Below are 14,007 nucleotides of genomic sequence, written 5' to 3'. Positions count from 1 at the left end.
CGTCTCGTGCGGAACTAGGACTTCTTATGACTTAGGCTTCTGAACAGTACGCCGTCCAGGACAGGTAGTGACGGCGCCACACAATCTCCGCCCCTGGGAGGCTTCCCATGACATCCGTGACGTCGCCACTCGCTGGACGCGCCATCGGTCTCACCGCAGTACCCGACCCCGTCTTCTCCGGTGCGATGGTCGGTCCCGGCACCGCCATCGATCCCGTGCGTGAGCCCTCCGCGGCCGTCTCGCCCGTCGACGGTGTCGTCGTCTCTCTCCACCCGCACGCGTTCGTCGTCGTCGACGGAGAGGGCCACGGTGTCCTCACCCACCTCGGGATCGACACCGTTCAGCTCAACGGCGAGGGCTTCGAGCTCCTCGTGAACAAGGGCGACACCGTCGTCCGCGGACAGGAGATCGTCCGCTGGGACCCGGCCGCCGTCGAGGCCGCCGGCAAGTCCCCCATCTGTCCCATCGTGGCCCTGGAGGCCACTGCGGACTCCCTCTCCTCTGTCGTCGACGACCAGGACGTGAAGGCCGGCGACGCGCTCTTCGGCTGGAGCTGACCGTCGGCTCGTCCCAGTGACGAGTCCGCGTTACGACTTTCAACGCGGCGGCCCGGCCGCCGCTCTATCGGAGACGGGTGAGATGGAGACAACGCTGCGAGGCGTCGGTGTCAGCCACGGAGTGGCGATCGGCGAGGTCCGGCACATGGGCACGGCGGTTCTCGAGCCGCCGGCCAAGCAGATTCCCGCCGACGAGGCGGAGCGCGAACAGGGGCGCGCCCGCCAGGCTGTGGAGGCTGTTGCTGCCGACCTGATTGCACGCGGCAATCTGGCGGGTGGCGAGGCCCAGGCCGTGCTCGAGGCCCAGGCGATGATCGCCCAGGACCCGGAGCTCATCGCCGACGTCGACCGCCGGATCGTGGTCGGCAGCACGGCCGAGCGCGGTATCTACGACGCTTTCTCGCACTACCGGGAGCTCCTCGCGGGCGCCGGTGAGTACATGGCCGGCCGGGTGGCCGACCTGGACGACGTGCGCAACCGGATCGTGGCGCGCCTGCTCGGCGTGCCGATGCCGGGCGTGCCGGACAGCGACGAGCCGTACGTGCTGATCGCGCGGGATCTTGCCCCCGCCGACACGGCGCTGCTCGACCCGGCGCTGGTCCTCGGTTTCGTGACCGAGGAGGGCGGGCCGACCAGCCACAGCGCGATCCTCGCGCGGGCGCTGGGCGTTCCGGCCGTGGTCGCGCTGCCCGGTGCGGGTGAGCTGGCCGAGGGCACGGTCGTCGCGGTGGACGGTTCCACCGGTGAGATCTTCGTGGACCCGAGCGAGGAGAAGAAGGCGGAGCTGACGAAGGCCGCCGAGGCGCGCAAGGCCGCGCTTTCCGCCTCCAGCGGTCCTGGTGCCACCTCGGACGGGCACAAGGTGCCGCTGCTGGCCAACGTGGGCGGTCCCGCCGACGTGCCCGCGGCGGTGGAGGCCGGTGCCGAGGGCGTGGGTCTGTTCCGTACGGAGTTCCTCTTCCTCGACGACAGCAAGCACGCGCCGTCGGAGGAGAAGCAGATCGAGGCGTACCGCAAGGTGCTCGAGGCGTTCCCCGAGGGCCGTGTGGTGGTGCGTGTGCTGGACGCCGGTGCGGACAAGCCGCTGGAGTTCCTGACTCCGGCGGACGAGCCGAACCCGGCTCTGGGCGTGCGGGGCCTGCGGACCCTGCTCGACCACCCGGAGGTGCTCAGGACCCAGCTGACGGCGCTGGCGAAGGCCGCCGAGGGTCTGCCGGTGTACCTCGAGGTCATGGCGCCGATGGTGGCCGACCGTACGGACGCGAAGGCCTTCGCCGACGCGTGCCGTGAGGCGGGGCTGCGGGCGAAGTTCGGTGCGATGGTGGAGATCCCCTCCGCCGCGCTGCGGGCCCGCTCGATCCTGCAGGAGGTCGAGTTCCTCTCGCTGGGCACGAACGACCTGGCGCAGTACACCTTCGCGGCCGACCGTCAGGTCGGTGCGGTCTCCCGGCTGCAGGACCCGTGGCAGCCGGCGCTGCTCGACCTGGTGGCCCTGTCCGCGGAGGCGGCCAAGGCCGAGGGCAAGAGCTGTGGTGTCTGTGGTGAGGCCGCGTCGGATCCGCTGCTGGCCTGTGTGCTCACGGGGCTGGGTGTGACCTCCCTGTCGATGGGTGCGGCGTCGATTCCGTACGTGCGGGCGACGCTGGCGAAGTACACGCTCGCGCAGTGCGAGCGCGCGGCTGCCGCGGCGCGTGCCGCGGACACCGCGCACGACGCTCGGATGGCCGCGCAGGCGGTGCTGTCCGGGGAGTGATCCCCGGCCCGTCCTCGTAGGGCGTCGATGAAGGGGCTTCCCGTCACTCCGGTGGCGGGGAGCCCCTTTCGCGTCAGTGGGGGTGGGTGTCGTCGTCGGCGGTGAGGGGGAATCCGGCGCGGTAGTCGACGTCGGGTTCCGGGGAGATGGGTTCGCCCGTGCGGGCGTCGGTGCAGTAGGCGTCGAAGACCTCGGCCTCGGTGAGGGGGCGGAGACGGCCCTGGTGGAGGCGCCAGCCGTGGAGGCGGGCGGGGGCGTCGGGGGTGTGGGTGCGCAGGACGACTCCGCCGGGGGTGCCGAGGGCGATGCCGGTCGCGAGGACGGTCACGAACTCGGCGCCCGCCGAGCTGTCGAGGCGGGCGGGGCCGGTGGTGTCGCGGGTGGTGTGGAGGACGGCGAGGAGCTGTTCGTCTCCGGCGGGGACGCTGCAGACGAGGTGGTGGGTGCCGGGTCCTGCCGTGTCGAGGAGGCGGACCAGGAGGCGGGAAGCACGCTCGAAGGCGGCCTGGCCGATGTCCTTGCCGCAGTCGGCGCAGGTGCCGGCGTCGGTGAGGAGCATCGTCGCGTACTCCCAGGTGGCCCGGCGGACGGCGGTGTCGACGAGGAGGGGGACGAGGGTGGCGAGCGATTGGCCCGTGTAGGTGAGGCGGGCGCCGGTCGCGGCGCGTTCGGCGGTGTAGCGGCTGCGGCTGGTGGGGTGGTCGGGGTCGAGGCCGGTGTCGGCGCAGTAGTCGGCGAACTCCTCGGGGTCGAAGAGGGCGAGGGTGGTGTGGCCGCCTTCGGCGGCGAGGGTGCGCAGGAGCTCCTCGACGTGGGCGAGGTAGCGGGTGTGGTCGTCGAAGGCGAAGGTCCCGTACTGCCGCATGGCGGTGAAGTCCTCCTCGTCGGCGAGGAGGGCGACGGTGCTGGGGACGTCGCGGCGCAGGGCGCGGCGCAGGGTCTCGGTGGTGCGGTGGTCGGTCATGGCTCCCCCTGGGCTCAGTCGATCAGTGCTCACTCACCGTAACCGCGGGCACTGACAGTGACGGCGGGGCGGGGGCGGTCACGCGGTCGCGGATCACGCGGTGCTGGGCCGCGCCGGCCGCGACCAGGGCCAGGCCGAGGAGGGGCCAGGCGAGGGGGCCCGCCGTCATGACGCCGGTGACCAGCAGGGGTCCGGCGCAGCGCTGGGTGGACTGGGCGAGGCCGTGGACGCCGAGGTAGGCGCCCTGGGCCTCGGCGGGGGCGAGGGCGAGAGAGAGCTCCCAGGAGGCCGTCGCGTGGATGATCTCGGCGAAGGTGAGGGCGATGACCGCCACGGCCAGGGCGGTGATGGCGAGGGTCCGTCCGTCGGCGGCGGAGGCGGCGAGGGCGAGGGTGCCGACGACGAAGAGTCCGGACAGGGGGACGAGGAGGCGGCGGGCCGCCGTCGTGGTCGCGGCGAAGCGGGAGAGGGGTACCTGGAAGAGGACGACGAGGACGGTGTTGAGGACCAGGAGCAGCGGGGCGAGTCCGGCGGGGGCGGCGGTGGCGTGGACGATCCAGAGCGGGACGGCGACCTGGAGGATCGTGTCGTCGAGGAAGAGGGCGGCTTCGGTGGCCGTGTAGGCCAGGAAGGTGCGGTCGCGCCAGGGGCCGGCGGGCCGGCCCTTCGGGGTGTCGGCCGAGGTGGCGACGGTGCGGGAGGGCGCCGGGGGCTCGTCGCAGCGCAGGGTGAGGACGGCGATGACCAGGTAGGAGAGGACGTTGCCGACGAGGAGGAGGCCGTAGGCCCGGGTGCTGCCGGTGGCGAGCGCGGCGGCGGCGCCGAGTCCGCCGATGGACCAGCCGATGTTGACGGTGGTGCGCTGGATGGCCTGGTAGCGGACGCGGTCGGGGCCGGCGATGCGGGCCGCGTAGAGCTTGATGAGGACGCTGCCGGCGCGGTCGGGGAGGGCGCCGAGGGCGGAGTAGAGGGTGAGGAGGAGGAAGTGGTCGGTGGTGAGGAGGGCCAGGAGGGCCGCGCCGCGCATGAGCTGGGCGCCGACGATGACGCGGACGAGGGGGAAGCGGTCGGCCAGGCGGCCGGCGAGGGGGGCGCCGGCGATGCCGACGCCGCCGGAGACGGTCATGAGGAGACCCACCTGGCCGAGGCCGAGGCCGGAGACGTAGGTGAGGTAGAGCGCGGTGCAGCCCGCCCAGAGGCCGGTGCCGGTCTTGTCGATGATGCTGACCAGGAGCATCCGGCGGCCGTCGCGGCCTCCCGGTATGCGGTCGAGTGCGGCGCGGTGCCAGGTCGTGCGGTTCACTCGGTTCCCCCTTGACGCGAGTTATGTATTGATACATAGTTCAGTACGTGGCAACACAATATTCGATCAGTGGGACGACAGCCAAGGGGATCGCTGCGTCCGTCGAGCGCGGAGTGACCGAGGGGGAGCTCGCGCCGGGCGACGCGCTGCCACCCGTACGGCGGCTCGCCGACGAGCTGGGCGTCAGCCCCGGCACGGTCGCGACGGCGTACAAGGAGCTGCGGCAGCGGGGCCTCGTGGTCACGCGCGGCAGGGGCGGCACGGTGGTGGCCGAGGCCCCCTCCGTCGCGTCCCGGCGGCCGCCGAGGGTGCCGGAGGGCCTGGTGGACCTGGCCGGCGGCCACCCCGACCCCGCCTTCCTGCCGGTGCTCAGGCCCCCGGCCGAGGTGCGCCCGGTGTACGGCTCGCACCGCGCGGCGCCCCGGCTCCCGGCCCTGGAGGAGCTGGCCCGGGCCTGGTTCGCCCGGGACGGCGTACCGGCCGAGCGGGTGACCTTCGCGCACGGGGCCCTCGACTGCGTCGCCCGGCTGCTCTCCACCGAGCTGCGGCCCGGGGACGCCGTGGCCGTGGAGGACCCCGGGTTCCACCATCTCCTCGACCTCGTCCCGGCCCTGGGGCTGCGGATGGTGCCGGTCGCGGTGGACCGGGAGGGGATGACGCCCGACGCCCTGCGGGCCGCGCTGCGCGCCGGCGTGCGGGCCGTGCTGTGCAGTCCGCGCGGCCAGTCCCCCACGGGCGCGTGCTTCACTCCGGAGCGGCGGGACGAACTCGTCGCGCTGCTGCGCGAGTTCCCCGAGGTGCTGGTCGTCGAGGACGACCACAACGCGGAGATCTCGGGCGTCGCCTCGGTCTCCCTGGCGACGGCCGGCCTGGAGCGCTGGGCGCAGGTCCGGACGGTCTCCAAGCACCTGGGCATCGACCTGCGCTGGGCCGGGGTCGCGGGCGATCCGGTGACGCTCGCCCGGCACGACGGGCGGATGCTCATGACGTCCGGCTGGGTCAGCCACGTCCTTCAGGAGACGGTCGCCGGACTCCTCTCCGACCCCGGGGTCACCCGGCTCGTGGCGGCCGGCGAGGCCGCCTACGCGGAACGGCGCCGGGCCCTGATCGACGCCCTCGGCGCGTACGGCATCCGCTCCACCGGGCCCAGCGGGCTGAGCGTGTGGGTGCCGGTGCGGGACGAGTCGGCGGTGGTGAACGGGCTGCGGACGCAGGGCTGGTGGGTGGCGGCCGGTGCCCGGTTCCGGATCGCGGCGCCCACGGCCGTACGGATCACGACGGCGACGCTGCCGCCGGCCGACGCGCGGCGGCTCGCCTCGGACTTCGCCGCGGTGCTCGGCGACGCGCAGGCCACGTACGGAGGATGAACGGGCAGGGCCCCGCGCGGGTGCGCGGGGCCCTGACGCGTCCCGCTCGCGCGCCTACCCGGCGGTGCGGGTGCGGGCGAGCTCCTCGTAGAAGCGCAGCAGGTCCAGGTTGTCGACCGAGCCGGCGTTGACGGCCCGCTCCATCGGGGTGCCCTGGAGCAGGCGCTTGACCGGGACCTCGATCCGCTTGCCCGTGAGGGTGTGCGGGACGCCGGGGACCTCGATGATCTCGTCGGGGACGTGGCGCGGGGAGAGCTCGGTGCGGATCGTGCTCTTGATCCGGCCGATCAGCTCCTCGTCGAGGACGGCTCCTTCGGCGAGGTGCACGAAGAGCGGCATCCAGTAGCCGCCGTCCGGCTCCTCCAGACCGATCACGAGGGACTCGCGGATCTCCGGGAGGCGTTCGACGGCCTCGTAGATATCGGCGCTCCCCATCCGGACGCCCTGACGGTTCAGCGTGGAGTCGGAGCGGCCGTGGATGACGACCGAGCCGTGGTCGGTGATCGTGATCCAGTCGCCGTGGCGCCACACCCCGGGGAACATCTCGAAGTAGCTGTCGCGGTAGCGGCTGCCGTCCGGGTCGTTCCAGAAGCGGATCGGCATGGACGGCATGGGGTTGGCGACGACGAGCTCGCCGACCTCGCCGATCAGCGGCTTGCCCGAGGGGTCCCAGGACTGCAGGTCGGTGCCGAGGCCGGCCGCCTGGAGCTCGCCGATGTGGACCGGGAGCGTGGGGACGGCGCCGGCGAAGCAGGAGCAGACGTCGGTGCCGCCGCTGACGGAGGCGATCCACAGGTCCTCGCGGACCTCGTCGTGGAGCCAGCGGAAGCCGTCGGGAGGCAGCGGGGAGCCCGTGGTGGCCACGCACTTCACGCGCGAGAGGTCGAAGTCGCGCCCCGGGTGGACGTCCGCCTTCGCGCAGGCCATCACGTACGCGGCGGAGGTGCCGTACAGGGTGGCGCCGGTGCGCTCGGCGACGCGCCACTGCGCGCCGGTGTCCGGGTAGCCGGGGCTGCCGTCGTAGAGGACGACGGTGGTGCCGGTGAGCAGGCCGGAGACGAGGAAGTTCCACATCATCCAGCCGGTGGAGGTGTACCAGAAGAACACGTCCTCCGGGCCGAGGTCGCAGTGCAGGCCCAGCTGCTTGACGTGCTCGACGAGGATGCCGCCCTGGGACTGCACGATCGCCTTCGGCAGGCCGGTGGTGCCCGAGGAGTACAGCACCCACAGCGGGTGGGAGAACGGAACCTGCTCGAACTCGGGCTCCGTGTCGGCGGCGGTGAGCTCGGCCCAGGTGAGGGCGCCCTCCGGGGCCGGGGTGCCGAGCAGCGGGATGTGGACGACCGCGCGCAGCGAGGGCAGTTCGGCGCGCAGCTCGCCCACGGTGGCGCGGCGGTCGTGCTCCTTGCCGCCGTAGCGGTAGCCGTCGACGGTGAACAGGACGACCGGCTCGACCTGCTGGAAGCGGTCCAGGACGCTGCGGGCGCCGAAGTCGGGGGCGCAGGAGGTCCAGACGGCGCCGACGGCGGCGGTCGCGAGCAGGGCGACGACGGCCTCGGGAATGTTGGGCAGGTAGCCGCTGACCCGGTCCCCGGGGCGGACGCCGAGGCGGCGCAGCTCGGCGGCGAGCGAGCCGACCTGGCGGCGGAGTTCGGCCCAGGTCACCGGCACGGGGTCGTGTGTCTCGTCCACATGGAGCAGCGCGGTGTCGTGGGGGCGCTCCTCGGCGGCGCGCAGGGCGTGCTCGGCGTAGTTGAGGGTGGCGCCCGGGAACCAGTCGGCGCCGGGCATGTCACGGCTGCCGAGGACCCGCTCGTACGGGGTGGAGAAGCGGAGGTCGAACCACTCGGCGAGGGCGGTCCAGAAGGTCTCCAGCTCCTCGACGGACCAGCGGTGCAGGGCCGGGTAGCCGCCCTCGGCGGGCGCTCCGTGGCGCTCCGCCGCCCAGGCTTGGAAGCGGGTGACGGCGGCCGCGGCGACGCGGTCCTCGTCAGGCTGCCAAAGCGGCTCGGTCTGCGCTGATGTCATGCTGTGGCTCCCTGGCTGTACGCGGGGTCTGCGTGTGTCGCGCGCACGTGCTGGGGTGTGCGCGTGACGCGGCTGACAGGGACGATGCCATGCGAGGGGCGATCGCACCAGGGTTCCCCGCCCATGGTCGGGCAGCTGAATATGTGCTCCCACCACGGGTGAACGGCAGTTGAACGAAGCTCGTTCGCCCCGGTCCGGATGGCAGGGTGATCGCCATGGACGGTCGTGAGCTGGTGCGCTCGGTGAAGGTGCTGGGTTCGGTACAGGGACTGCGTGCGGCGCGGTCGGCGTGGCGGCAGCGCCGCACGGACGCGCGGGCGCTGCCGCCGCGGGGGGCGGAGCGGGCCCGGGTGCCGGGTCCGATGGGTGAGGTGGAGCCGCTGCCGGGCGGGGGGATCGTCCGCTTCGCCCGCTCCGAGCTGCGGATCTCGGTGTCGGCCGGGGGCACCGTCTTCTGGGGCTGGGACGGGACCGGGCCGCTGCCTTCGTACGCGCTGGCCGGCGAGCCGCCGGAGCCCGATCCGCGGGCCGTGCTGGAGCCGGACACGGAGGGCGGCTGGCGGGTCGTGTCGGAGCGGGTGACCGTGGCGATCTCCCGGCACGGAGCGGTGGAGGTGCGCACCCCGGGCGGGGTGGTGCTGCGCCGGGACCTGCCGCCGCGCTGGTGGGAGCCGGTGGGGGGCGGGGCGGCGCGCTGGGTGCAGCGCAGCGAGGTGCCCGCGGACGCCCGGTTCTTCGGGCTCGGCGGGCGGGCCTCCGGGCCGCGGCTGCGGGACGGCTCGTACCGGCTGTGGAACACCGATCCCGACGGCGGCTTCGGCCCCGGCGACGATCCGCTCTACATCACCATGCCGGTCCAGCTGGTGGTGGCCGACGCGGGGACGCACCTGGCCTTCCACGACAACTCCTGGGACGGGCGGGTGCTGCTCGCGGAGGGCGAGGAGGGCGCCGGGTCGGGTCACGACCGTCCCGGGACGAGCGAGGTGCGGCTGGACGGGGGCCCGCTGCGCTGCTGGGTGGTGGTCGGCACCCCGGCGCGGGTGCTGCACGGCTGGGCGGCGCTGACCGGCGCGCCGGCGCTGCCGCCGTCCTGGGCGCTCGGGCCGCAGCACGCCCGCTGGGGCTTCGGCAGCGAGCGGGAGGTGCGGCGGGTGGTGGACGGCTACCGGGACCGGGGGCTGCCGCTGTCCGTGCTGCATCTGGACATCGACCACTACGACGGGCACCGGGTGTTCACGGTGGACCGGGAGCGGTTCCCGGATCTGCCCGGGCTCGCGCGGGAGCTGCGGGAGCGCGGGGTGCGGCTGGTGTCGATCGTGGATCCGGCGGTGAAGGCGGAGCCGGGGGACGCGGTGTACGACGGAGGACGGGCCGCCGGTGCGTTCGTGCGGGACGACCGCGGCGAGGAGGTGCGCGGGGTGGTGTGGCCGGGCGAGTGCGCGTATCCGGACTTCACCGACCCGCGGACGCGCGAGTGGTGGGGCGGGCTGTACGAGGAGCGGCTGCGGCAGGGCTTCTCGGGGGTGTGGCACGACATGAACGAGCCGGTGTCCTTCGCCCCGTTCGGCGACCGGACGCTGCCCCGCTCGGCCCGGCACTCCCTGGAGGGGCGGGGCGGGGACCACCGCGAGGCGCACAACGTGTACGGGTTCGCGATGGCCCGCGCGGGGTACGAGGGGCTGCGGCGGCTGCGGCCCGAGGAGCGGCCGTTCCTGTTCTCGCGCTCGGGATGGGCGGGCATGCAGCGGTACGGGGGGACCTGGTCGGGCGATGTCTCCTCGGGGTGGCCGGGGCTGCGGGCCTCGCTGGCGCTGGTGCTGGGGCTGGGGCTGTGCGGGGTGCCGTACTCGGGTCCGGACGTGGGCGGTTTCGACGGGAGCCCGTCGCCGGAGCTGTTCCTTCGGTGGTACCAGCTGGGTGCCTGGCTGCCGCTGTTCCGCACCCACGCGGCGATCGACGCGGGGCGGCGCGAGCCGTGGGAGTTCGGGCCGGAGGTCCTGGAGCACGCGCGGGCGGCGCTCGCCGAACGGGAGCGGATGCGGCCGTACTTCGTGACCCTGTCCCGGCTCGCGCGGCTGACGGGCGCGCCGTACGTGCGGCCCGTGTGGTGGGGCACCCCGGAGGACCGGGCGCTGCGGGACTGCGAGGACGCCTTCCTGCTCGGCGACTCGCTGCTGGTCGCGCCGGTGCTGATGCCGGGCACGGACCGGCGGGCCGTTCGGCTGCCGCGCGGGCGCTGGTACGACACGGCGACCGGGCGCGCGTACGACGGTCCGGGGCAGGTGCTGCTGGACGCGCCGCTGTCCCGGGTGCCGGTGCTCGCCCGCGCGGGCGCGGTGATCCCGGTGCGGGACGAGCGGGGCGAGCCGTCGCTGGAGGTGTGGGCGCCCGTCGCGGGCCGTACGGGCGGCGGCCTGGTCGTCCGGGACACCGGGGACGGCTGGGAGCCCGCGGAGGTCGAGCGGTACCAGTCGCGGCTGGTGGACGGGCGGGTCGTGGTCGAACGCGTGACGGAGCGGGGGGTGGAGGAGCCGGGGCTGCCGGTGCGGGTGCGGGGGCTGGAGGGCTGAGCGGGGGGCGCCGACGAGGTCGAGACCGGGTCAGCTAGGGGGCACCGGCGCGTACGAGACCGGGTCAGCGGGGGCACCGGCGCGGACGAGACCGCGTCGGCGGGGGCACCGGCGCGGACGAGACCGCGTCGGCGGGAGAGTGCCGCCCCGGACGAGACCGGGCAGGCGGGGGCCCCGCCCCGGACGAGACCGCGTCGGCGGGTGACGTCGCCCCCGGCCGGGACCGCGTCGGCGCCCGCCCGCTCCCCTACGCGTACGCCCCCGCGAAGAAGCGCCGCACCGCCTCCGTGTGCAGCGGGAAGGCGAGTTCTTCCGCCGTGTGGATCACATGGTGGCCGGCCGTCTCGTCGGTGGCGGCGGAGGGCGGCAGGGCGGTGGCCGGGCGGGGCGGGAGGAGGCCGAAGACGAGGAGGTGGCCGGCCGGGGAGCTGAGGGCGTCGGCGAGCCGGACCTCGGCGGCCGTGGCCGGGATGCCGGTCTCCTCGCGCAGTTCGCGGACGACGGCCTCGCGCCAGTCCTCGCCGAAGTCGACGAATCCGCCGGGCAGGGCCACCCGTCCGGCCTGCGGCTCGATGGTGCGGGTGATGACGACGAGTCCGGTGCCGTGGGGGCCGGTCACGGGGAGGAGGGCGACGGCGACGGGGAGGGGGTTGCGGTAGGCGGTGGTGCCGCAGGCGGCGCAGGTGCGGGGCCAGCCGGAACCGGCCGGGTAGGCGGCGCCGCAGGTGGAGCAGTGGGAGTGCGCGGAGGAGTCGGTCACGGGCCGACCGTATGCGATCTCCCTTTCCCGGCGCTGCCGTTACTGGTAGACGGTTGCCATGACACGACTGACTGGACTTGCCTCCGCCTTCCGTGCCCTCGGTGCCCTCGGTGTGCTGGCCGCCGCCGGTCTGCTCGCCGCCACCGCGGGCGTCCCCTCGGCCGGTGCCGTGCCGGAGCCCGGGGCGCCGAAGGAGTTCGTGGCACTCGACCGGGTGGACCCGACGATCGTGCAGGAGATGCGCTACACGACGGAGCACAACTTCGTGGGCGAGCGGGTCGACGGCTACCGGCAGCCGGTGTGCATCCTGACCCGGCCGGCGGCCGAGGCCCTGCACCGGGCTCAGGTGCGGCTGCTCGCGCGCGGCTACACGCTGAAGGTGTACGACTGCTACCGGCCGCAGCGGGCCGTGGACCACTTCGTGCGGTGGGCGAAGGACCTGGACGACGAGCGGATGAAGAAGGAGTTCTATCCGCTGGTCGCCAAGGAGCGGCTGTTCGCGGACGGTTACATCGCGGAGAAGTCCGGGCACAGCCGGGGTTCGACGGTGGACCTGACCGTCGTGCGGCTGCCGGCGCTCCCGACCCGTCCGTACGTACCGGGCGAGCCGCAGGTGGAGTGCTTCCGGCCGAAGGCGGAGCGGTTCCCGGACAACTCGGTGGACATGGGGACGGGCTTCGACTGCTTCGACACCCTGTCGCACACGGACGATCCCCGGATCACGGGCGTCCAGCGCGCCCACCGGGACCTGCTCAGGGGCGCGCTGGCGGAGCAGGGGTTCGTGAACCTGCCGGAGGAGTGGTGGCACTTCACCTTCAAGCCGGAGCCGTTCCCGTCCACCTTCTTCGACTTCCCCGTGGCGCGGCGGTCGGTGGCGGGGCACTGACGTCTTCCGCCGCCGGTCGGCCCGTGCCACACTTCTGACGGATCGTCAGATGGGGTGGGGCGGGAGGGGCTTCCATGGCACGGACGCGCAGGCCGGTGGTGGCCGGCTGGTTCACCGACGACGCCGGGGGCGGCACGGACGCAGGGGGCGCCACGGACGCCGGGGGCGGCTCCCCGGACGGGGGGTTCCGGCTGCTCGGTACCCGCTGCTCGGCCTGCGCCGCGGTCTTCTTCCCCCGGGAGGACGACGCCTGCCGCAATCCCGGCTGCCCCGGCGGCGGCGAGCTGACCGAGACGCCGCTCTCCCGGAGGGGTCGGATCTGGTCGTTCACCGACGGCCGCTACCGGCCGCCCGCCCCCTACGTCTCCGACCCGGACGCGCCCTGGGAGCCGTACACCCTCGTCGCGGTGGAGCTGGCGGCCGAGGCGATGGTGGTGCTCGGGCAGGCCGCGCCGGGCGTGCGGACGGCCGATCTGGCGATCGGGGACGAGATGGAGCTCGTGCCGGGCGTGCTCAACGAGGACGACGAGCACATCTGGACCACCTGGCACTGGCGGCCGGCCACGGGCGGGGCGGCCCGGCCCGGCGCGGACGGGGAGGGGAACGCGTGAACGACATCGCCGTGCTCGGCGCCGGGATGCACCCGTGGGGCAAGTGGGGCCGCTCCTTCGTCGGCTACGGGACGCACGCGGCCCGCGCCGCGCTCGCCGACGCGGGCCTGGAGTGGCGGGACGTCGGCTCGGTCGTCGGTGCCAACACCATGCGCTGCGGCTACCCCGGATACGTGGCGGGGGCCACCTTCGCCCAGGCGCTGGGCTGGCAGGGGGCACGGGTGACCAGCGTCTACGCGGCCTGCGCCTCCGGGGCACAGGCCGTGAACACCGCCCGCTCGCAGATCCTCGGCGGGCTCGCGGACGTGGTCCTCGTGGTGGGCGCGGACTCGGCGCCGAAGGGCTTCTTCGCCCCGGCGGGCGGCGAGCGGCCGGACGACCCGGACTGGCTGCGGTTCCGGGTGCTCGGCGCGACCAACCCGGCGTACTTCGCGCTCTACGCCCGGCGCAGGATGGCCCTGTACGGGGACACGCCCGAGGATTTCGCCCAGGTCAAGGTGAAGAACGCGGCGGCCGGCGCGCTCAATCCGCTGGCCCGCTACCGCACACCGGTGAGCGCGGCGGAGGTGGCCGCCTCTGCGGTGGTCGCCGATCCGCTGCGGCTGCTCGACATCTGCGCCACCTCGGACGGGGGCGCGGCGCTCGTGCTGTCCAGCATGGAGTTCGCCCGGCGGCACGGGCACCCGGATCCGGTCCGCATCCGCGCGGTCTCCACGGTCACCCCGACGTATCCGAAGGCGGTCCTCGACCTGCCCGACATCGCGACCGACTCGGCCGCCGTGGTCTCCCCCGCGCCGCACTCCTTCCGGGCGTCGATCGCCAGGGCGGCCTACGAGGAGGCGGGGATCGGCCCCGAGGACCTGTCGCTGGCGGAGGTCTACGACCTGTCCACGGCGCTGGAGCTGGAGTGGTACGAGGACATCGGCCTGTGCGCGGCGGGCGAGGGGGCCAAGCTGCTGCGCGACGGGGTCACCTCGCTCGGCGGGCGCGTCCCGGTCAACACCAGCGGCGGCCTCGCCTCCTTCGGGGAGGCGGTGCCGGCCCAGGCCCTCGCACAGGTCTGCGAGCTGACCTGGCAGTTGCGGGGCACGGCGGGCGACCGGCAGGTGCCGGGGGCGCGGACCGGGATCACCGCCAACCAGGGCCTCTTCGGCCATGGTTCGGCGGTGGTCGCGGTCCGCTGAGCGCCGCCCGGCGGGTGCGTCGGG

At 74.2% G+C, this 14,007-nt stretch carries 11 protein-coding genes; 7 read left to right on the top strand and 4 right to left on the bottom strand.

All coding sequences use genetic code 11. The annotated features are described in order from the left end of the window. The first annotated feature begins 107 nt into the window (after positions 1–107). Positions 108–557 (top strand): PTS sugar transporter subunit IIA, encoded by a 450-nt coding sequence (locus ABD981_RS33165; protein WP_046911955.1) that lies wholly within the window; start codon positions 108–110, stop codon positions 555–557. Positions 558–639: 82 nt separating this feature from the next. Beyond that, positions 640–2,310, top strand: a complete 1,671-nt coding sequence (gene ptsP / locus ABD981_RS33160) for a phosphoenolpyruvate--protein phosphotransferase (RefSeq protein ID WP_046911956.1) — start codon at positions 640–642, stop codon at positions 2,308–2,310. A gap of 73 nt (positions 2,311–2,383) precedes the next feature. On the opposite strand, the gene ABD981_RS33155 is transcribed toward ptsP, so the two are convergent. Together ABD981_RS33155 and ABD981_RS33150 are read right to left on the bottom strand one after the other, a co-directional pair. After that, complete coding sequence (locus ABD981_RS33155; protein ID WP_123955199.1) at positions 2,384–3,274, bottom strand: hypothetical protein; 891 nt, start codon at positions 3,272–3,274, stop codon at positions 2,384–2,386. A gap of 22 nt (positions 3,275–3,296) precedes the next feature. Further along, positions 3,297–4,577: an MFS transporter gene (locus ABD981_RS33150; protein WP_276205617.1), complete on the bottom strand. Its 1,281-nt coding sequence runs from the start codon at positions 4,575–4,577 to the stop codon at positions 3,297–3,299. 47 nt (positions 4,578–4,624) lie between these two features. Here ABD981_RS33150 and ABD981_RS33145 point away from each other — a divergent pair, with 47 nt between their 5' ends. Further along, positions 4,625–5,944 carry an aminotransferase class I/II-fold pyridoxal phosphate-dependent enzyme gene (locus tag ABD981_RS33145; RefSeq protein ID WP_046911958.1) on the top strand — a complete coding sequence of 440 codons (1,320 nt, stop codon included), beginning with the start codon at positions 4,625–4,627 and terminating at the stop codon, positions 5,942–5,944. A 54-nt stretch (positions 5,945–5,998) separates the two neighbouring features. On the opposite strand, the gene ABD981_RS33140 is transcribed toward ABD981_RS33145, so the two are convergent. Continuing rightward, positions 5,999–7,972, bottom strand: coding sequence for an acetoacetate--CoA ligase (locus ABD981_RS33140; protein ID WP_046911959.1), 1,974 nt, complete (start codon positions 7,970–7,972; stop codon positions 5,999–6,001). 215 nt (positions 7,973–8,187) lie between these two features. Here ABD981_RS33140 and ABD981_RS33135 point away from each other — a divergent pair, with 215 nt between their 5' ends. After that, on the top strand, positions 8,188–10,542 hold the full coding sequence (locus ABD981_RS33135) for a glycoside hydrolase family 31 protein (protein ID WP_046911968.1): 2,355 nt from the start codon (positions 8,188–8,190) through the stop codon (positions 10,540–10,542). A gap of 247 nt (positions 10,543–10,789) precedes the next feature. On the opposite strand, the gene ABD981_RS33130 is transcribed toward ABD981_RS33135, so the two are convergent. Next, the gene (locus ABD981_RS33130; RefSeq protein ID WP_205628315.1) at positions 10,790–11,302 is read right to left on the bottom strand and encodes an NUDIX domain-containing protein; all 513 of its coding nucleotides are present in this window, start codon (positions 11,300–11,302) and stop codon (positions 10,790–10,792) included. A gap of 67 nt (positions 11,303–11,369) precedes the next feature. On the opposite strand from ABD981_RS33130, the gene ABD981_RS33125 reads away from it, so the two are divergent. The 3 genes from ABD981_RS33125 to ABD981_RS33115 all read left to right on the top strand — a co-directional run bounded on the left by ABD981_RS33125 (position 11,370) and on the right by ABD981_RS33115 (position 13,983). Next, positions 11,370–12,188 (top strand): M15 family metallopeptidase, encoded by an 819-nt coding sequence (locus ABD981_RS33125; RefSeq protein WP_046911969.1) that lies wholly within the window; start codon positions 11,370–11,372, stop codon positions 12,186–12,188. 74 nt (positions 12,189–12,262) lie between these two features. Beyond that, the gene (locus ABD981_RS33120) at positions 12,263–12,799 is read left to right on the top strand and encodes a Zn-ribbon domain-containing OB-fold protein (RefSeq protein ID WP_123955200.1); all 537 of its coding nucleotides are present in this window, start codon (positions 12,263–12,265) and stop codon (positions 12,797–12,799) included. 26 nt (positions 12,800–12,825) lie between these two features. Continuing rightward, entirely contained in the window at positions 12,826–13,983 is a 1,158-nt protein-coding gene (locus ABD981_RS33115; protein ID WP_046911971.1) for a lipid-transfer protein, read from the top strand. Positions 13,984–14,007 lie beyond the last annotated feature (24 nt).

The organism is Streptomyces showdoensis (genome assembly GCF_039535475.1).
Classification (GTDB): domain Bacteria; phylum Actinomycetota; class Actinomycetes; order Streptomycetales; family Streptomycetaceae; genus Streptomyces; species Streptomyces showdoensis.
Note: the sequence above shows the minus strand (reverse complement) of the source record. Positions and strands in the feature narration are given on the sequence as shown.